Source organism: Flavobacterium soli DSM 19725 (assembly GCF_000422705.1).
Taxonomy (GTDB): domain Bacteria; phylum Bacteroidota; class Bacteroidia; order Flavobacteriales; family Flavobacteriaceae; genus Flavobacterium; species Flavobacterium soli.
This window is the reverse complement of record NZ_AUGO01000002.1, coordinates 170504-189971: the sequence shown is the minus strand read 5'-3', so window position 1 is coordinate 189971 and position 19468 is coordinate 170504. Positions and strand designations below refer to the sequence as shown.

General features: G+C 35.5%; 17 protein-coding genes. 6 read left to right on the top strand and 11 right to left on the bottom strand.

The features are described 5' to 3' along the window. The 4 genes from G508_RS0103930 to G508_RS0103915 all read left to right on the top strand — a co-directional run bounded on the left by G508_RS0103930 (position 1) and on the right by G508_RS0103915 (position 2455). Positions 1 to 435 (top strand): PaaI family thioesterase, encoded by a 435-nt coding sequence (locus G508_RS0103930; protein ID WP_026704100.1) that lies wholly within the window; start codon positions 1 to 3, stop codon positions 433 to 435. Next, positions 432 to 662 (top strand): DUF2798 domain-containing protein, encoded by a 231-nt coding sequence (locus G508_RS0103925; protein WP_026704099.1) that lies wholly within the window; start codon positions 432 to 434, stop codon positions 660 to 662. Before G508_RS0103930 ends, G508_RS0103925 begins: the two co-directional genes overlap by 4 nt. Before the next feature lie 112 nt (positions 663 to 774). Then, positions 775 to 1251, top strand: a complete 477-nt coding sequence (locus tag G508_RS0103920; RefSeq protein ID WP_026704098.1) for a DUF1761 domain-containing protein — start codon at positions 775 to 777, stop codon at positions 1249 to 1251. Between the two features lie 55 nt (positions 1252 to 1306). After that, positions 1307 to 2455 (top strand): peptidogalycan biosysnthesis protein, encoded by a 1149-nt coding sequence (locus G508_RS0103915; RefSeq protein ID WP_026704097.1) that lies wholly within the window; start codon positions 1307 to 1309, stop codon positions 2453 to 2455. Between the two features lie 3 nt (positions 2456 to 2458). On the opposite strand, the gene G508_RS0103910 is transcribed toward G508_RS0103915, so the two are convergent. Further along, a complete protein-coding gene (locus G508_RS0103910) occupies positions 2459 to 2776 on the bottom strand; it encodes a hypothetical protein (protein WP_026704096.1) in 318 nt (105 codons plus the stop codon). Between the two features lie 91 nt (positions 2777 to 2867). Beyond that, positions 2868 to 3548, bottom strand: a complete 681-nt coding sequence (locus G508_RS0103905; protein WP_026704095.1) for a Crp/Fnr family transcriptional regulator — start codon at positions 3546 to 3548, stop codon at positions 2868 to 2870. 106 nt (positions 3549 to 3654) lie between these two features. Here G508_RS0103905 and G508_RS0103900 point away from each other — a divergent pair, with 106 nt between their 5' ends. Continuing rightward, a complete protein-coding gene (locus G508_RS0103900; RefSeq protein WP_026704094.1) occupies positions 3655 to 6030 on the top strand; it encodes a heavy metal translocating P-type ATPase metal-binding domain-containing protein in 2376 nt (791 codons plus the stop codon). A gap of 64 nt (positions 6031 to 6094) precedes the next feature. On the opposite strand, the gene G508_RS0103895 is transcribed toward G508_RS0103900, so the two are convergent. Then, positions 6095 to 6889 (bottom strand): polysaccharide deacetylase family protein, encoded by a 795-nt coding sequence (locus G508_RS0103895; RefSeq protein ID WP_026704093.1) that lies wholly within the window; start codon positions 6887 to 6889, stop codon positions 6095 to 6097. A gap of 139 nt (positions 6890 to 7028) precedes the next feature. Continuing rightward, positions 7029 to 8936: an ABC-F family ATP-binding cassette domain-containing protein gene (locus G508_RS0103890; protein WP_026704092.1), complete on the bottom strand. Its 1908-nt coding sequence runs from the start codon at positions 8934 to 8936 to the stop codon at positions 7029 to 7031. Positions 8937 to 9034: 98 nt separating this feature from the next. On the opposite strand from G508_RS0103890, the gene G508_RS0103885 reads away from it, so the two are divergent. Further along, the gene (locus tag G508_RS0103885) at positions 9035 to 9412 is read left to right on the top strand and encodes a DUF983 domain-containing protein (protein WP_026704091.1); all 378 of its coding nucleotides are present in this window, start codon (positions 9035 to 9037) and stop codon (positions 9410 to 9412) included. Here G508_RS0103885 and G508_RS0103880 read toward each other — a convergent pair. The 7 genes from G508_RS0103880 to topA all read right to left on the bottom strand — a co-directional run bounded on the left by G508_RS0103880 (position 9402) and on the right by topA (position 18981). Continuing rightward, positions 9402 to 10460, bottom strand: a complete 1059-nt coding sequence (locus G508_RS0103880; RefSeq protein ID WP_026704090.1) for an NAD(P)/FAD-dependent oxidoreductase — start codon at positions 10458 to 10460, stop codon at positions 9402 to 9404. The two genes, G508_RS0103885 and G508_RS0103880, sit on opposite strands and share 11 nt — an antisense overlap. 63 nt (positions 10461 to 10523) lie before the next feature. Beyond that, positions 10524 to 11438, bottom strand: coding sequence for a type IX secretion system ring subunit PorN/GldN (gene porN, locus G508_RS0103875; protein ID WP_026704089.1), 915 nt, complete (start codon positions 11436 to 11438; stop codon positions 10524 to 10526). A 47-nt stretch (positions 11439 to 11485) separates the two neighbouring features. Continuing rightward, a complete protein-coding gene (gene porM / locus G508_RS0103870; protein ID WP_026704088.1) occupies positions 11486 to 13033 on the bottom strand; it encodes a type IX secretion system motor protein PorM/GldM in 1548 nt (515 codons plus the stop codon). Between the two features lie 55 nt (positions 13034 to 13088). After that, the gene (porL, locus tag G508_RS0103865) at positions 13089 to 13724 is read right to left on the bottom strand and encodes a type IX secretion system motor protein PorL/GldL (protein ID WP_026704087.1); all 636 of its coding nucleotides are present in this window, start codon (positions 13722 to 13724) and stop codon (positions 13089 to 13091) included. Between the two features lie 54 nt (positions 13725 to 13778). After that, positions 13779 to 15173 (bottom strand): T9SS ring complex lipoprotein PorK/GldK, encoded by a 1395-nt coding sequence (gene porK, locus G508_RS0103860; RefSeq protein WP_026704086.1) that lies wholly within the window; start codon positions 15171 to 15173, stop codon positions 13779 to 13781. Between the two features lie 133 nt (positions 15174 to 15306). Next, positions 15307 to 16458, bottom strand: a complete 1152-nt coding sequence (locus G508_RS0103855) for a formimidoylglutamase (RefSeq protein WP_026704085.1) — start codon at positions 16456 to 16458, stop codon at positions 15307 to 15309. Between the two features lie 3 nt (positions 16459 to 16461). Continuing rightward, on the bottom strand, positions 16462 to 18981 hold the full coding sequence (gene topA / locus G508_RS0103850; RefSeq protein ID WP_026704084.1) for a type I DNA topoisomerase: 2520 nt from the start codon (positions 18979 to 18981) through the stop codon (positions 16462 to 16464). Positions 18982 to 19468 lie beyond the last annotated feature (487 nt).

The window sequence follows — 19468 nt, the reverse complement described above, 5'->3', positions numbered from 1 at the left end:
ATGAAAAACCACGCTTTTGAATTCCTGAAAAGCCATATTGGGAAGGAAGTTAACAGCTCTCCTTCCCCATTTATGAATTGGCTAAAGCCCAAAATGATTGCTGTTGAAGAAGGAAAACTTTCATTTGAATATACAATCCGACACGAAATGACCAATCCATTCAAAACGTTACACGGCGGTATCACAGCTGCGATAATAGATGATGCCATTGGAGCAACTTTGATTTGTTATGGAGAACCTCATTTCTATGTCACCATCAACAATGCCATTGATTATTTTTATTCTGCGAAGGAAAATGACATTATCATTGCCGAAACTTACATCAATAAAAAAGGAAAGCAAATTGTAAATGCCCAATGCGAAATATGGAATGCTGACAAATCAAAACTTTTAGCAAAAGGCTACACCAACTTACTAAAGACCGACATCAAATGAAACGAAAAATAGCTTTTGCAATGATTATGGGGGTAATCACAACCTGTATTATTTCATTTTTATTGATAGCAATTAATATAGGCTTCACCGAAAAATTCTTTAGGATTTGGATTAAATCGTGGCTTTTGTCCTATACGATTGCTATTCCAGCCATCCTAATCATTGCACCCCGAATTGAAAGATTAGTTGCTTATCTTTTTAAAGAAGAAACAAATAACACTATTTAAGTTCCAGCAAAAAAACATAGTTAATAAAAAACTATTCCATAAAATAAACAATTGTTAATTTTTTAATAAAATTTATTTACTTTTGAGTAACAAAATCTAAAAACAATTATTTATGGAACCAAATTATTTAGCCATACTTGTGGCAGCATTATCAAGTTTTGTAGTGGGTTTTATCTGGTATAACCCAAAAGTTTTCGGAAATACTTGGATGAGAGAAATCGGGATGACCGAAGAAAGCGCCAAGAAAGGTAATATGGCGAAAATCTTCGGACTAACTTTTGTGTTTGCTGTAATGTTAGCTTTTTTCATGCCAACTATGGTAATACACCAAGTTGGAGCTGCTCAACTTGCTGGTGGGGATGTCACTGACCCGGCTTTCCTAACGTACATGCAAACACACGGAGAGAAATTCAGGACTTTCCAACACGGTGCTTTACACGGTTGCATGGCCGCTTTGTTCATTGCCTTGCCTATTATCGCAACTAATGCTCTTTTTGAGCAAAAATCGTTTAAATATGTTGCCATCACAGCCGGTTATTGGGTTGTCGTAATGACCATAATGGGAGCCATACTTTGTGGATGGAAATAATTAACATTTAATTATACTACAATCGCTCTACTTTTGTGGAGCGATTTTTTTTGATTTGAATACGACACTTTCTTATACAATCTTTAATTCAACTGCGGAACTTCCTGAAAACTGGAATGAACTTGCTATTGAAAACATTTTCCTTTCGAAAGAATATCTTAAAGTCCTGGAACAATCTGGCCCAGAAAATATGACCTGTCATTTTATTGGCTTCTTTAAAAATGAAAAACTCGTTGGAATTGCGTTATCTCAATTTCTAGATGTCAATCAATTAAAGTCGTTTGGAGAAAGAGACCGCTGCGTAAAAACATCTGTTCGGAATTTCATCTTTAAGAATTTCAGTTCGCATGTTTTGTTCATGGGAAACAATATGCTGACAGGACAAAATGCTTTTATTTTCTTAGATGAAATCAATCAAAAGGATGCTTTGAAAGGTTTAAAAAAAGCTTCGGATGCCTTGCACCTTGTCTTTAAGAAAAAAGGAAAGAAAGTACACCTCACTTCATTCAAGGATTTTACAGATGAAGAAATCACCGACTTTGAAAATATTGGATTCAAAGACCATTATAAATTTTACATACAGCCTAATATGATTTTCGAAATCAAGGAAAGTTGGTCGTGTTTTGATGATTATATAGCTAATCTTAGCAAGAAATATCGCGATCAATACAAACGAAGCAGAAAGAAAGCAGAAGGTATCGAAAAACGTAAAATGAATCTCGAAGATATCATTAAATATGAAGATACTATTTATGATTTATATTTTCACGTAGCCAAGAATGCCCCATTTAATACTTTTTTTCTAGCTAAAAACCACTTTAGGGTTTTCAAGGAAATGCTGAAAGATAAATTCTTATTTTATGGCTATTTTATTGATGAAAAGCTGATTGGATTCAATACCTTGATTAAAAACGGAACTTCAATGGACACTTATTTTCTTGGATATGACGAAACCATTCAACGCGAAAAAATGCTTTATCTGAATATGCTATATGATATGGTAGCCTATTCCATCAACAAAGGTTTCAAGGAAATTGTTTTTGCCAGAACAGCTTTGGAAATCAAGAGTTCTGTTGGAGCAAAACCGGTAGCTATGTATGGTTACATCCAACACAGTAATTCGCTCATCAATAAGAAAATGGATGTCATCTTTGATTATTTGGAACCAAAAACCGAATGGCAAGAACGAAATCCTTTCAAATAAATCTTATTCCTCTCCTTTATTCTTAGAACCGTCAGCGTGATTATTGTTGGATATTGTTTTCACAAAATCATCCTTGCTACTGTCGGAGTGGGCTTGGTCATTGATGTTGTATTTATCGATGAGTTCACGACTACCTCTATGTTGAGCATCGGCTGGATAATCTGTGTTTATCGCATCTTTAGTATCTCTCTCGGCTTCAGTGTAACTGCTTCCGGTTGTCTCATCTTCGGCAATTCCATCCACAGAAGTATCAAGTGGATTACTTTCTGTACTAAACCCTTTTAATTGTTCCTTGCTGTCTTCTTTACGTAAATCTTCCATGACGTTTGATTTTTAGAATTTAATTCCTATCAAAGTTCAAGATTTCATAAAGGAAAATTTTATACGATTGTAATAAAAGGTTATAGGATTCTTAATTTGCTATTCGAAGTAGCTTATTCCTGTCGATGATGATGATTTTCTTTCCAATCAGCTCTATTGCATTCTCTTTTTTAAGTTCAGACAATAAACGGATGCAGCTTTCGGTAGCAGTGCCAATCATACCAGCGATTTCTTCACGGGACAATTGCAGTTTTAATGATTTATCGGGATTAATTCCGAAGGTTTCTTCTAAATATAATAAAGTATAGGCCAAACGCTCTCGAACAGTTTTTTGAGCCAAGCCAACCAAAATATCATCCGCTTCTTTCAAATCGCCACAAATGGTTTTCATGACATTCATCGAGAAATTATTGTTTTGGTTAAAGAAACCCATGATTTCGTTTTTGGGGATAAAACATACCTGCATATCCTCTAGCGCTACTGCCGAAAGATTGGCTGGTTCGTCACTAATCATAGAACGTTGTCCCAAGAGTTCGCCCTTCTTGACAAGCTTTACGATTTGGTCTTTTCCGTTCTGGCTCAATTTGGTCATCTTGCAAACACCATCTTTTATACAGAAAACACCATTCACATTTTCTCCTTCTTCAAAGATAATTTCACCCTTCTTTACTTGCATTGAGGTCTTGCATTCAGCCATTTTGAGCAACTCGTCTTTACCGAGTGCCTTTAGGGAACTGAATTCTCTAACGATACATTGTTCACATTTGCTCATTGAAAAAGGGGTATTAAGGTGTACAAATTTACAAATTTATATGACAATTATCATATTATAATTCTCACACATACAAGAACTTTGCTTCAGGTAAATGAGCAAAGTTATGGACACACAGAATTGTTTTCACTGTGGACTTACTATTATAAAAGAAGAGGAGATTATTTTTGAAGAATTAAATTTTTGCTGTCAGGGTTGCAAGACCGTGTATGAAATTTTTAGCTTAAATGATCTTACTTGCTATTATGATTTTGAGCAATCGCCAGGAGCGACTCCACTTGATATTAAAGGAAAGTATGATTTTTTAGACAATGAAAAGATTGTTGAAAAACTTCTTGAGTTTCGAGAAGATACGACGGCTATTGTTTCACTTAATATTCCGCATATACACTGCAGTTCATGTATTTGGATTCTGGAAAATCTACAGCGTCTTGAAAAGCAGATAAACTCTTCGCAAGTCAACTTTCATGAAAAAAAAGTACGGATTGTTTATAATCCCGAAACACTTTCACTGAAAGAAATTGTCTATCTCTTGAGTCGCATTGGATATGAACCCTATATCAGTTTAGAGCATTATGAAACTGGCAAATCACAAGCGGATCGAAGTCTTACTTACAAGCTTGGTGTAGCTTTTTTCTGTTTTGGAAACATCATGCTGCTTTCGTTTCCAGAATATTTCGAGGATAAGGAATTTTGGCTTGACCAATATAAAGGATTCTTCAGATGGCTAATATTTGCCTTGTCACTTCCAAGTTTCTTTTATTCGGCAAGTGGCTATTATGTTTCGGCTTATAAGAGTATCAAATCGGGAATGTTGAATATCGATATTCCTATTGCATTGGGGATTATCGTGATGTTTGTCAGAAGTACGATTGATATTGTTTTTGATTATGGTCAAGGTTTTTTTGACAGTTTGACCGGATTAATTTTCTTTATGTTGCTGGGCAAAATGTTCCAGATTAAAACCTACAGTTTTCTGAGTTTTGAACGCGATTTTAAATCCTATTTTCCTATTGCAGTTACAAAAATCATCAACAGAAAAGAAGAAAGTGTTCCCGTTTATGAAATTGAACAGGGAGATCGATTACTAATTAGAAACCAAGAGTTAATCCCTGTTGATGGCATTTTGATTAGCGAAAAAGCTTCGATTGATTACAGCTTTGTGACGGGTGAAGCGATTCCGATCACGAAGCAATCTGGTGACAAAATTTTTGCAGGAGGTAAGCAAATTGGAAAAGAAGTCGAAATGGAAGTGCTGAATTCGGTTTCACAAAGTTACCTCACCCAGTTGTGGAGCAATGCTGTTTTCCAGAAAAAAATGGACCAGCAGTATAAAACGATTACCGATCGTATCAGCAGGTATTTCACTCCTCTCCTTTTGCTAATAGCCTTTGTAAGTTTTGGTTATTGGATTTTCTTTGATACCGGAATTGCTTTTAATGTTTTTACTGCCGTATTGATTGTAGCATGTCCTTGTGCACTAGCCCTAACCGCTCCTTTCACTACAGGAAATGTATTGCGGATCTTAGGCAAAAAGAAATTCTACCTCAAAAATGCATTGGTTATCGAACAACTTGCTAAAGTAGACACATTGGTATTTGACAAGACAGGAACCATCACAACTAATAAACAATCGACTATTGCTTTTGAAGGAACTCCTCTTACTGAACATAATGTTGCATTGGTTAAGAATACACTCCGTTCATCGAATCATCCATTGAGCAGAATGTTATATGACTATCTTCCTGAGACAGCACAACTCAATACCTATTTTTTTGAAGAAATCACTGGCAAAGGAATTATGGCAACCCTTAAAGGAAGTATGGTTCTTATAGGTTCGGCTTCATTTGTTGGAAAAAAAGAAGAATTGGTGCATCAGCAGACTTCAGTCCATGTTAGTATCGACGGAAATTATCTCGGGAAATATATATTTACGAATCAATACCGTGAAGGACTCGAGCAACTTTTTAAAAACTTATCATCAGACTATCAAATTAAAATACTTTCGGGAGATAATGACGGTGAACGCGAAACATTAGAACAAGTTGCACCAAAAGGAACCGAACTGGTATTTAACCAAAAACCAGAACAGAAGCTAGAATTTATCAAACAATTGCAAGAAAAAGGTCGAAATGTGATGATGATAGGCGATGGACTGAATGATGCTGGTGCATTGGCTCAAAGCAATGTTGGGATTTCGGTTTCGGAAAATGTAAATGTTTTTTCACCTGCATGTGATGCCATACTTGACGCGAGTGAATTCAAGAAACTCTATTACTTTTTGAAACTTTCTAAAAAAGCAATTACTACCATCAAGATGAGTTTTGCACTTTCACTTTTGTATAATGTAATCGGACTGAGTTTTGCCGTCACAGGTAATTTATTGCCACTAGTTGCAGCAATCATAATGCCTTTGAGTACTATTACCATTGTGAGTTTTGTGACGTTGATGAGTAATTATTATGCTCGGAATTTGAAATAACAAAGAGACGAATTCCACTAATTTTCACTAATCAATTCGTGGGAAATTCGTGTCTAATAATTAATTATTTCGTTTGTTCTTTCTTAATGTATTTTGCCACATCAAGCATAGTAGCCACCCAAATGTCTTTTTCTCTTTTCTTGAGATAGTCTAATAGTTTCTGATGTTCTTTTAGGTCAACATTCATGGGGTGTTCTCCGCCTACACCATGAAATACAAATACAACAAACGACTCAGCTTTTTCCGCGGCTTCAATCTCAGCTATCATTTGTTCGGCGGTGGAATTCACTTCTACAAAGCCGGTAATATTTGACAAGTTGACTTGCTTTGCAATTGGATACTCTGGAGTGGCACCTCTTGCACCCGCAAAATCCTTTTCTACCAGATCATAAAAAGTTTTTCCTCCGATTGTTAGATCTACACAAGGATAGGCAAATGTTCGTTCGTCTTTGCCATCGAGTGCTTTCAGGAAAGTGTTTGTCATGTTTATTTCATGGATAGCTCTTTCAATGCTATAACGAGAAAGATCGGCTTCGGGGTTTACCCATTCACGTCCTGGCAAACTTCCATCACAAGGATGATTAAGTGTGTGGTTGCCTAACTCATGTCCGTTGTGAGCTATGGCTCGCCACTCGTCGAGTCTATTGGCTATATTTGGTGAAGAAGCAATGACGTAGAACGTTCCTTTGAAGCCATATTGATCAAGCGAAGGAACTACATTATCTAGATGCACATTCAAAGCATCATCATACGTGAGGACTACTGCACATTTCTTGTTGTTCCATTTGCGCGAACTTTCTTGGGCGAAAGCCGAAAATACAACTAAAATCAACCAGAGGAAGTATAGTTTTTGTTTCATGTTTTGGATGTTGCTGTAAAATAGTAAGTAAAACGAATGTATAAAAAAACTCCCATATTTGCTTTAGCCTACCCTAAAATAATCAACAGATTACCTCCAAAATTTCATAAAAAAAGCCGGAATCAATTCCGGCTATCCTTTATGCATTATCAATCTCTTCTTGTATCACTTCCCATTCTTCTAGAAGACGGTCTAAATCTTTTTTCTTTTTGTTATAGGCCATAAAAAAAGAAGCGTCTTCGATATGCTTGTCATAATTCGCAGCAAGTGCCTTGTCATCCTTCTGGATATCAATCTCTAGTTGCTTGATCTGACTTTCCACTTTACTTAATTTATTCTGCAACGATTTATTTTTCTTCTGATCTTCATAGGAAGCCTTGTTGTTTTCCTTTGGATTTTCTTTTTTTGCAATATCCCTTTTCTCTACCTCACGCATATTTTCCATATTACGTTGTTCCAAGAAATAGTTGATATCACCAAGATATTCCTTAATCTTCTGGTCCTTGAATTCATATACCAGATTAGACATTCCTTGCAAGAAATCCCTGTCGTGCGATACTAAAAGTAATGTTCCCTCGTACTTTTGTAGGGCCGCTTTCAAGACATTTTTCGATTTGATATCCAAGTGATTCGTAGGCTCATCCATTACCAAGACATTGATAGGTTGCAAAAGCAATTTACACAATGCCAAACGGTTTCGCTCACCACCGGAAAGTACTTTGACCTTTTTTTCTACATCATCACCTCTAAAAAGAAAAGAGCCCAACATGTCACGCACCTTTGATCGGTTTGTGTCGGTTGCAGCATCTTCCATTGTTCTTAACAAAGTAATCTCACCATCTAAATATTCCGCCTGATTTTGAGCAAAATATCCAACCTGAACATTATGTCCTAGTTTTATATTTCCTTCATATTCAAACTCATTCACAATTGCCTTGATAAAAGTAGATTTTCCTTGACCATTCTGTCCCACGAAAGCAATCTTACTACCTCTTTCCACTAATAAAGAAATATCTTTCAAGATGGTTTTATCACCATAGCTCTTTGTTACATTCTCGGCCTCAATCACCACTCTCCCTGGCACTTTCGAAACCGGAAAAGAAATATTCATAACCGAGTTATCATCTTCATCTACTTCGATCCTTTCAACTTTATCTAATTTTTTTATAAGAGATTGTGCCATTGAAGCTTTTGAAGCCTTTGCCCGGAATTTCTCAATCAACTTTTCCGTCTCTTCAATCTTCTTCGCCTGATTTTTTTGTGTAGCCAATTGCTTTTCGCGAATTTCATGACGCAATTCCAAATACTGTGAATAGGGTTTATTAAAATCATAAGCCTTACCCAGTGAGATCTCTATTGTTCTGTTCGTTACATTATCCAAGAACATTTTATCGTGTGACACAATCACCACAACGCCAGGAAAATTTCTTAAGAAACTCTCCAACCAAATAATACTCTCGATATCCAAGTGATTTGTTGGCTCATCCAGAAGAAGGATATCGTTTGATTGCAAAAGCAACTTAGCGAGTTCAATTCGCATTCTCCATCCACCTGAAAAAGTCTCGGTTTGATTATTGAAAACCTCTCTCTTAAAACCTAATCCAAGTAAAATTTTCTCAGTATCGCCCACATAATTATAACCTCCCAACAATTCGAAACGATGGGTATAATCTGATAAGTCTTCAATAATTTGGCTGTATTCGTCACTTTCATAATCGGTTCTTGTAACCAACTGATGATTGATTTCTTCAAGCTTTTTCTCGACCTCTTTTATTTCTGTAAAAGCCTGATAGGCTTCTTCTAGAACAGTTCTTCCTTGTTCAAAATCAATATCCTGACGTAAAAAGCCCATTCGAACTTCCTTCTCTTGAGAAATAGCACCAGAATCTGGAGCAAAATCCTTAGCTAAAATTTTTAGCATAGTAGATTTTCCTGCACCATTTTTCCCAACAAGACCAACACGGTCACCGGCTCCTAAACGAAAGGTAACTTCTTCGAACAAATAAGTTCCTCCAAACGAAACCGACAAATTATGTATATTAAGCATTTAAGTATTGATTAAAAGATTGCGAGATTTAAGATGTAAACCTCAATTAAGTCGTAAATTTGCATGACCAATGAATGGTTCAACCAAATTTTTTGCAAATGTTAAAAAAAGGATCCAAATTATATAGCATTTTAACAGGAACTTGTCCTAAATGTCAGAATGAGAGTATGTATGAGGATCAAAACCTCCTGCATTTGAGTAAAATTATCAAGATGAAGGAAAAATGTAGCCATTGTGGTTTAAAATACCAGATTGAACCATCTTTTTTTTATGGCGCCATGTATGTTAGTTACGGATTGAATGTAGCGATTGGAATTATTGCTTTCATCATTTGCTTTCAGTTTAGCAAAAGCATGCTTATAAATTTTGCAGTAATATTTGGATCTATCATTTTATTATTTCCACTTGTCATGCGACTTTCAAGAAGTATTTACATCAATATGTTCGTTTCGTACGATAAAAATTTTAAAAAGTAATCCATTTTTTTTTATCAAATCTTTTGATATCGCAGGATTTTTCTAAAGGTATTCCATTTTCAATACTCTCGAATAACGCTTTCGCCATAGAAGGTCCAAGCATCACGCCCCTAGTTCCCAAGCCGTTTAAAATATGGATATTGCTGTAGTCAGGATGCGTTCCCACTAAAGGTCTTCTGTCTTTTACGGTTGGACGAACTCCCGCAAAATGTTCTATAATCTCAAAATCACAATTTAATATTTCTTTAATTCTTGCAATTAACTCCAGCTTTCCTTCCTCAGTTGGCTGATCGGTTTTGTCAGACCAATTATATGTTGCACCAACCTTAAACAAATCATTCCCCAAAGGGAGAATAAAGACACTAGTGTTTACGATCACATCCAGATCGAGTCCTGAAGCCTTGATGATAAAAAGTTCGCCTTTAGTTCCGTCAAGCGGAAGATGTCTAAAATAGGGATTTAAATGCATCCCAAACCCTTCTGCAAAGACGATATGCTTCGCTTTTATATCCATATATCGAACTCCATCAGCATTACTTTCCAATAATGCATAATCAAAAGTAACTTCACGAAATAAATTATTCTCTTCCAAATAACTTCTGAACTTATCTAAAAGCAAAGCCGTGTCAAGATAGCCTGTCTGCAAAACTTCTCCATATCCAAAAGGAGCATCAATGCCATCATACTGTTTAAATAACAAATTAGTAGAAAGAAAAGGAGCCAATCCTATTTTATCCGAAGCAATAAACCAATTGTTTTGTTCCTCTATCGAAAAAAATTTTCTGAGGATAGGAAGTGGGAAATTGATTTTAGCATCAATTCTCCTTTCGATGGAACTATAAAATGAATTAAGCAAAATTAATTGTTCTTGTGCATTTTCAAGTTTGCTGAATCGCTTTAGGATAACAGGATTGTATAACCCTCCGGCAACTTTAGAAGAATTCTGAGAATGATCATCCAAAACAAAAATACTTTTCCCATTCTGAATGCAAGTTTCTGCAAAAGCAATTCCTGCGAGACCTGAACCAACAATTAAATAATCTATCATAGTACAAAAATAAAAAAACTCTTACCGTTATGGTAAGAGTTTTAGTTTAAAAATCGAAACTAATTAATAGTTCCACATATCTTGTTCGAAATCTCTGATTTTGTCTTTCACTCTTTCAGATTCTAACAACTGCATTTGCGAATTGTCTTTCATATAATCTTCGATTAATCGATCTCCATAAACATTTTCTTCTTGATAAATCGTAGAATTAAAACGTCTTGAGTTTAACAATCTATCGAAAGAGATTGGCATTGCTGAATTCCTGTCATTGAAAGCATAAGAAGCATGTAAAACATCTCTAGCTGCTGGGAAATAAACCCAGAACAATTCAATAACATCTGGATTGTCACTACCAATTTCTCTTGCTTCTGGAGCTACAGGACAAAGTCCCAACAAACGATACTTTAGCTCACCTTGACGTTTGTCAAAATACCAAAACCCTTTTATTTTATATCCCGAAATATGGTAACCTGTTAAATCTTGTTTGTTGATATATTGAGGATCTAATACTTTTGCACCTGACTTATAATCATCAAAGTAGTTATTGATTTCATCTATTCCTGATGGAATAGTATCAATATAAGTAAAAGAAGACTCCATTTCTTTCAACGTCTTTTTTGTGTTGAAATAGCTATCACTATAAACCTCAGTAATCTCTCCAGATTTAATACCTTTGATAATTACATCAAACAATGACCTTCTATCAGAACCAATATTATTGGTATCTACAGGAAAATACAGAGGAAAATTAATTCTTTCATCCAAATCAATTATCTCCCAAACCGCTTTACCCATCAAGATATCTCTGTCGTCAACAAAACCATAAGGTAATGGCTTGTCGTTATCAGAAACCAATTGAGCGGCAGTTTTCTTTCCTATCTCGTCAGGAGTTTTTGCATTCAACAGATTTGATTGAGCGAAAGAAGAAAAACTTCCTGCTACCAAAACGATTAATGATAAAAAATTTCTACAATTCATAGTGTTTATTATAAGTAGTTCAACCTAAAAACGTCAAACCTCAATTATTATTGTATTTCGTAAACTACAGGAGCAGTTTTTCCTGTAATAATATTGGCACTTACACCAACTATCTTAGTCTTGATGTCTGTTATAGTAATAACATCTCCTCTACCTGCTTTTGCTAATGCAGCTTTACATTGTGCATTAACTCTATCACCATTTACTATTACTGCTGCTTGACCAGGAACTTTAAATGTAAATTGGGTAACTTGGAATGATAAATCATACAAGAAATCAGGAAGCAAAGCAGATATTTGAGAAACTTCCAAACGAGATTTAGCTCCTTTAGTATTTCCAATTACACCACCAATTGCACCTTGTGGTCCAGGAATATTTTTAATTCTGAATGTTTTCTTATCTGAAACAGATTTACCATCAGTCATTTTACCAGTAACACTAACTGTAACTTCAGTACCTTGACCTGGATTAAGATTATATTTACCATTTCCACCAGCTTTAGTAAGTCCAGGTGCAGATGCTGTAACCTTATCATCAGAAATACCCGCAAACGAAATAGTCATTGGATTAGGCAAGCCTCTATATACAACATTCATTTTATCAGCAGAAATATTAGCTGAATTTGGACGTGGCACAACAACATAAGTTCCTTCAAACTTTAATGGAATAGTTTCTCCATCTTCAACGAAAGTAAAGGTACCACCAAATTTTTGTTCACCAATGTTACCTGCAGTCATAGAAATAACAGCTTGTCCGTTTTCAATTTTACCTGGACCTGAAAAAGATGTTGGCTTAGTATTGGCATCATATTTCCCTAAAACAACTTTACCTGTAACTTGTTCTCCTTGAAAATATACATTTTTATCAAGAGCTACAATCGCTTGGAAATTCTTCATAGAAGCAGCTTCTTTAAATGTATTCCCCATTAAAACGTTGTAAACACCAGATTCCATCATTTTAATGTCATTTTGCAAAGCTGAAAGTTTTGTTAATGAGGCAATTGCAGGAAAGCCTTTATAGTGATAATCTAAAAACTTTTTCTTTACACCATCACCATCTTTTACATCAGCTGTTGAAAATTTAGCTTCTAGTTCCTTAATGATAGGTTGATATTTTACATCATTACCAAATATTGACTTCATATCGGTTACAAACTTGTTAAAGGTAGATACAATTTCTTTACCTTTTGGAGAGTAACCGTCTCCTTCAAACCAAAGCTCATCAATTTTATCTCCTTTATCCATTGCCTCATAAGGCAATTTTCCTGTTTTCTCATCAATTTCATATCCACCAGAAATTTCCTTTTTAAGACCTCCTAAATAGGAATAAAAAGATTCTGATAACTGAGAAACTTTTTTTGCTTTATCATTTGGTTCAGAAAATTTTAAAGGATCTTCAGAAGCCTTTGTTTCTAAAACCAACAAAAGTTTTTTATTGTAATCAGTTGTAGAGATGTTAGATGCATCAAATTTTTCATTCATCAATCCAAAAGCTGATAGTACTTCTTTTGACATATTCAATGCCAACATAGCGATGAAAACCAAGTACATCAGGTTAATCATCTTCTGTCTAGGGGTTAATTTTCCTCCTGCCATTTTTTCTTAATTAGTTTAGTTTATTTTGTTTATGAAAATATAGTAATAAAACTAATTATCCTTTGTTACTCATTGCAGAAAGCATTCCACCATAAACATTGTTTAACGAAGCAATGTTTGCTGTCATAGACTGCATTTGATCTTTTAATTTAGAAGCGTTATCAGCGATTTCTTTGTTAGCTTCAGCATTTCTTGAAGCACTTTCTAACTGTACTTTATAAAGACTGTTTAGAGACTCCATTTGAGCAGCAGCCATAGACAATTCTTCACTGTATTTTTTTGTAGCAGCAATTCCATCAGCAGCTGGAGAAATTCCTTTAGCAGCAGATTCGAAATTTTTGATACTATTTCCTAAGCTCGCCATCAATTCACCATCGATTTTAGCTTCTTTTAACAAGTTGTCTAATTTTTGAGAAAGTAAACCTTGAGCTTCAGTTGGGTTTTCTTTCTTTACATCTCTCTTTTTCCCTTCTCCTCCTGCTAATTCAGGATAAACAAGTGTCCAATCAAGTTCAGTATCAACTGGGTCAAAAGCAGATAGTCCGAAAATTAACGCTTCTACACCAAGCCCAATGATCAACATTGCACTTGCACCAGGCCAGTGTTGCAATTTAAAAAGAGCTCCGATGATTACAACTGCCGCTCCCATACCGTAAGCGAAATTCATTACTTTTTTGCTTAAAAATGCCATAATAATAATAGTTTTTTAGTTAATTAGATAGTTTATAAAGTTTGGTTTAATAATTTAATTTCTTGGTGCGTTACCTGTTGTTTCAGTTCCCATATAATCTTGAACTGTTCTGAAACCGATGTAACTTCTTGCAGTATCTGCATATTCAAAATCACGAGTACTCACTTGCAACATGTAAGCAACATCTTTCCATGATCCACCTCTTACAACTTTACGTTGATTTTTAGCATCTGGTACATTTGGATTCATTGTTGAAACGAACTCATAAGCACCAGCATCGTATGACGAGTTTGTCCACTCTGCAACGTTTCCAGCCATGTTGTACAAATTATATCCGTTTGGATCAAAAGATTCTGCTTCTACTGTATACAATGCTCCATCAGCAGCATAATCCCCTCTGTTAGGCTTAAAGTTTGCCAAGAAGCAAGCTCTATCATTTTTAGTATAAGGACCTCCCCAAGGATAAGTTGCAGATTGAAGACCACCTCTAGCAGCATACTCCCATTCTGCCTCAGTTGGCAATCTGAATGAATTGATCAAGTTACGTCCTTTTTTCTTTTTAGATTTAATGTAAGCATTTTTATGCAAAGTTCTCCAAGCACAGAATGCTTTAGATTGCTTCCATGAAACACCCACTACTGGATAATCACTATAAGCTTGGTGCCAAAAGTAGTCATTATGCATTGGCTCATTATAGGAGTAAGAGAAATCCTTAATCCAAGAAGTAGTATCAGGATAGATTTCTACAGGCTCAGACTTTTTGATAAATCCTTTTCTTCCTTTTTTCTTTACCGCTTCATTTAAGTCAACTTCCGTGTAACGGAATTTCAACTTACTATTATCGATAGTTCTCAATCCATTGTATGACTCTTCAAGAGGCAAATACATTGAATCCATAACTTCTGTATAAAATTCATCAGGATACTTAGAAGTATCTGTAATCAATTTTACTTTTTTGTTTAATTTTCTACCAGCATACATGTCATCTTCCGTACCTACACTATAGTAATTTTCATACATATACTTATCGTATGGAGTCATTTTTTCAGGATCAGTATCGGCGAAAGCAAAATCTCCAATACCTGTAGCGTTTTTACCACCACCTGTTCCAGCAGTTTGACCTTGCTCATCAGCCATAATAGCCAAACGAACTCTGATAGTAGAATCCTTTACCCACTCCACAAACTGACGGTATTCACTATTTGTGATTTCCGTTTCATCCATATAGAAAGAACGTACTGTTACAGTTTTAGTTGGAGCATCTCCAATATTAGCTAAATCATCATCTGATTTACCCATAATATAGGAACCACCTGGAACCAATGTCATTCCGTAAGGTTTCTCCGGATGCCATTTCTTTCCTTTTACTCCTACTAATTCCCCTTTGTCGCTAGAGCCACAGCTAAATAATAATGATGATAATGCTGCAAATGCAATGAACTTCTTCATATAAATTTGGGTTATAATATATTCTTAATTTAAGGCCGTAAACCTATTTATTATTTTTCTAAAAAACAATTTTTTTACTAACAAAAACTTAAAATTATGTGAAATCAACGTTATTTTTTCATTAACTACTTCACTATAAGATATTTTTCCTTTGAGCCTTCCACCATCTCTCTGGAATTTCTTGATTAGTAGCTCCTAAATAATCATCATAGGAACATGGTAATAACGTATTTCTTTTTAATTTATTATTAACACTTGAAATAAATGGTATTTCTATCCACCATCTTTCGGTTTTATCACTCTTATAAAACACTAATTGTTCGTCTTCTAAAGGCACAATGTATTTTAAATAGCTCTCCTTACTTCCAAAAGGGTATTCATTTGATCGATAATGATAACCTTCAATAAAGTACCAAACAATTTGAGCAATCAAAACTGCTTCCTGTTTTGAACTATTGTGATTAAAAATCCCAAATAATGACACTTTATCGCTTATTCCAGCATATCTTGATAAAGAACATATTTCCTTACCGTTAAATCCGTTGGGGGTAAAAGTAATAAAATTACCCGAATCACAAGACTTTACGGATGTTAAATCTAAAGATATTATATCAGCATCACGAAAAACAGGTTCCGAAATCGAAATATTATTGGAAATCTCTCCCAAACGATAGGCATCAAAAAAAAGTTTTTCTATCAAATCAATCTCTTCTTGAGAGTTATAATAGGTTTGAAAGCCAATATTACTGTAATTAAAAAGATTATTTGGCTCTTCTACTATCATTTTAGTAACATAAGAAGTAGCCGATAATTCCGAAGCTTCCTTTCCAAAGTCAAACTTATTATCTATCGACACCAAGTTGACCATTTGCTCAAGCTCATCATAAGCTCTATACAAAGGATAAGTCAAATCTTGAGTTCCTCCTATTATAATAGGTATAATTTTCTTTTTGATAAGTTCGGCAGTTACTTTCTTTAAAGCAAAATAGGTATCATTAACGGAATTACCCGATTCAATATTTCCCAAATCGGCTATCGAAGCATGCCAGTTACCCGGAAAAAGACTGTACAATTCTTTTCGAATAGGAATCAAATCGACATCATTTACTTCATTATAGCCACCTCTATTTTCCAAAACACCAATAATAGCAATATTGATTTTATCAAGATCTGGAAATTCTTTGGACGAATGCATCACGACCTTACTTCCCAAATGTTGCGAAGAAAGCCCCTTTACAAAGTCTAAAATTTCATCCTCTAACGGCGATAAAAAATCAAATTCCATATATTATTTCTTTTTGGCTACTGCTTTTTTTGCAGCAGGCTTTTTAGTGGCTGTAGTTTTTTTCGCTGCTGTTTTTTTGGCAGGCGACTTTTTCTCGATCATTTCCTGAACTTCTGCCAAAGTCAATTTCGTCGCATCAACATCCTTGCTCAGTTCAATCTTGATTTTCCCTTTGGTAATAACTGAACGTCCCCAACGAGCTTTTTCTACTTTGATTCCTTCGTCTTCCCAATGATGCAAAACCTTGTCAATTTCTTTCTGAAGCTTATCTTCAATCAGTTCAACAATATCCGATTGTGAAAGATTGTCAAAATTATATTTCTTACTTACATTGATAAACATTCCGTTCCATTTGATGAACGGCCCAAAACGACCCACACCTTTTTGAACGGGTTCATTTTTATAAGTTGCAATTGGAGCATCGGCTTCTTCTTTTTCAGCAATCAATTCTTTGGCTCTTTCAAAAGTCACATCCAATGGATCTTCTCCTTTCGGTAAAGAAATAAACATTTTTCCAAAACGAACATACGGACCAAAACGGCCATTGTTCACTTCTACATCTTCTCCTTTATGTGTTCCCAAATTTTTCGGAAGCAAGAACAAATTCAAAGCTTCTTCCAAAGTAATATTCCCGATATTCTGATCGTTCATCAAACTAGCAAACTGCTTTTCTTCATCTTCCGCATCGCCAATCTGAGCCATCGGACCAAATTTCCCTAAACGAACACTTACCGGTTTTCCTGTTTTTGGATCTTTACCTAAAATTCTCTCCCCAGATTCTCTTTCAGCATTTGCCTCTACATCTTTCACATTAGGATGAAACTGATCGTAGAATTCCTGCATCATTTTTGCCCAATTCACATTTCCTTCTGCAATTTCATCAAAATCCTGTTCTACTTTTGCTGTGAAATTATAATCCAGGATTCTTTCAAAATTCTTAACCAAGAAATCAGTAACAATTGTTCCAATATCTGTCGGCACCAATTTTCCTTTGTCAGAACCTGTAGTTTCCTTCAACATTTTTTCACCTAACTTTCCAGATTGCAAAGTCAATTGCGTATAATTTCTTTCCTGTCCTTCCAAATTTCCTTTCTCAACATAATTTCTGTTGATGATCGTAGAAATTGTTGGAGCATAAGTTGACGGACGGCCAATTCCCAGTTCCTCCAATTTCTTCACCAAAGAAGCTTCCGTATATCTTGCCGGCGGTCTTGTATATCGTTCTGTTGCTGTGATAAAATTATTTTGTAATTTCTCATTCACTTTCATCGCAGGCAACATTCCTTCTTGTTCTTCATCATCGTCATCACTTCCTTCAAGATATACTTTCAAGAAACCTTCAAAAAGCAAAACTTCTCCAGTTGCTGCAAATAATTCTCTGTGATTGTTCGCTTCGATTTTCACATTGGTTCGTTCCAATTGAGCATCGCTCATCTGGGAAGCCAACGTTCTTTTCCAAATCAAATCATACAAACGCGCTTGATCTCTGTCGATATTCACAGTATGACGCGACATATCCGTCGGACGAATCGCCTCGTGAGCTTCTTGAGCTCCTTTGCTTTTCGTTACAAAACTTCTAGGTTTTGAAAACTCTTTTCCATACGATTTAATGATTTCAGCTTCTGCTGCATTCATAGCATCTGCCGAAAGGTTCACGCTGTCCGTTCTCATATAGGTAATCAAACCGGCTTCGTATAAACGTTGTGCCAACTGCATCGTGATTCCTACCGGAAGATACAATTTTCTCGCCGCTTCCTGTTGCAAAGTCGAAGTTGTAAACGGTGCTGCAGGCGATTTTTTGGTAGGTTTTGTTTCCAAATCCGCTACCTTATATATAGACCCAATATTTTTATTCAAAAAATCTTCGGCTTCTTTCTTCGTATTAAAATTCTTTGGCAATTTTGCCTTGAAGGTTTTTCCCGCTTCATTGGCAAATTCAGCTACGACAGAATAGCTTGCAACCGCTTTAAAATTCTGGATTTCTCTTTCGCGTTCCACAATCAATCGCACCGAAACCGACTGGACTCTTCCCGCCGATAAACCGCCTTTTATTTTTCTCCAAAGCACAGGCGAAAGTTCATAACCCACCAATCGATCCAAAACCCTTCTCGCCTGCTGAGCGTTTACCAAGTCATAATTAATTCCCCTCGGATTATCAATCGCCTTCAAAATGGCCGTTTTGGTAATCTCGTGAAAAACAATCCTTTTTGTATTCTCTGACTTCAAGTTCAATTCCTCAGACAAGTGCCACGAAATGGCCTCTCCCTCACGGTCCTCATCACTCGCCAACCAAACCATATCGGCTTTCTTGGCAAGTCCTTTTAGCTTCGTCACCAACGCTTTTTTATCAGGGGAAACTTCATATTTCGGCTTAAACCCATTTAACACATCTACCCCTATTTCCTTGGAAGGCAAATCTGCAATGTGCCCATAACTGGACTCCACCTGGTAATCGCTTCCTAAAAATTTTTCTATGGTTTTTGCCTTCGCAGGCGACTCAACTATCACTAAATTCTTTGCCATAATGCTTCTATTTCTGTCGCAAAAGTATGTGAATTTTTTAAATATTGCGTTTTTAGATTTTTTTTAATTCAAATTCGCTGATTTCCAACGTCCTAAAATATAAAGATTTTTTATTTTCATTAGAAGCAAATCGATAGTGATTATCATGAATCCATTTTCCCGCTGGATGCCACTATCTTTTATGCTCCCGAAGCGTCGGGACCGCCACAAAAGGATAGTAGCAACCATCGGGGCTATTTGAAAATCCATTTGTCCCGAAGCTTCGGGATTGGAATCTTCCAGACCAATATTGTAGAAAATTTGGACTGGCGAAAAAAATTTAAAAAGATATATATTAAGGTATAAATATTTTTCAAACATAATCTTTCAGTCAAAATTTAGCTCCATCCAAAATCTTTAAATTTTTCAATCCTTCAATATTTCAATCTTCCTCAAAAAACATTGTTAAATCTAATTCTGCCATCTTGTCATATCGCTTAAATTTGTA

Excerpts from the sequence above, each read along its gene's own strand:
- G508_RS0103930 (WP_026704100.1), top strand. The coding sequence starts at position 1 with ATGAAAAACCACGCTTTTGAATTCCTGAAAAGCCATATTGGGAAGGAA.
- G508_RS0103925 (WP_026704099.1), top strand. The coding sequence starts at position 432 with ATGAAACGAAAAATAGCTTTTGCAATGATTATGGGGGTAATCACAACC.
- G508_RS0103920 (WP_026704098.1), top strand. The coding sequence starts at position 775 with ATGGAACCAAATTATTTAGCCATACTTGTGGCAGCATTATCAAGTTTT.
- G508_RS0103910 (WP_026704096.1), bottom strand. The coding sequence starts at position 2,776 with ATGGAAGATTTACGTAAAGAAGACAGCAAGGAACAATTAAAAGGGTTT.
- G508_RS0103905 (WP_026704095.1), bottom strand. The coding sequence starts at position 3,548 with ATGAGCAAATGTGAACAATGTATCGTTAGAGAATTCAGTTCCCTAAAG.
- G508_RS0103900 (WP_026704094.1), top strand. The coding sequence starts at position 3,655 with ATGGACACACAGAATTGTTTTCACTGTGGACTTACTATTATAAAAGAA.
- G508_RS0103895 (WP_026704093.1), bottom strand. The coding sequence starts at position 6,889 with ATGAAACAAAAACTATACTTCCTCTGGTTGATTTTAGTTGTATTTTCG.
- G508_RS0103890 (WP_026704092.1), bottom strand. The coding sequence starts at position 8,936 with ATGCTTAATATACATAATTTGTCGGTTTCGTTTGGAGGAACTTATTTG.
- G508_RS0103885 (WP_026704091.1), top strand. The coding sequence starts at position 9,035 with ATGTTAAAAAAAGGATCCAAATTATATAGCATTTTAACAGGAACTTGT.
- G508_RS0103880 (WP_026704090.1), bottom strand. The coding sequence starts at position 10,460 with ATGATAGATTATTTAATTGTTGGTTCAGGTCTCGCAGGAATTGCTTTT.
- porN (WP_026704089.1), bottom strand. The coding sequence starts at position 11,438 with ATGAATTGTAGAAATTTTTTATCATTAATCGTTTTGGTAGCAGGAAGT.
- porM (WP_026704088.1), bottom strand. The coding sequence starts at position 13,033 with ATGGCAGGAGGAAAATTAACCCCTAGACAGAAGATGATTAACCTGATG.
- porL (WP_026704087.1), bottom strand. The coding sequence starts at position 13,724 with ATGGCATTTTTAAGCAAAAAAGTAATGAATTTCGCTTACGGTATGGGA.
- porK (WP_026704086.1), bottom strand. The coding sequence starts at position 15,173 with ATGAAGAAGTTCATTGCATTTGCAGCATTATCATCATTATTATTTAGC.
- G508_RS0103855 (WP_026704085.1), bottom strand. The coding sequence starts at position 16,458 with ATGGAATTTGATTTTTTATCGCCGTTAGAGGATGAAATTTTAGACTTT.
- topA (WP_026704084.1), bottom strand. The coding sequence starts at position 18,981 with ATGGCAAAGAATTTAGTGATAGTTGAGTCGCCTGCGAAGGCAAAAACC.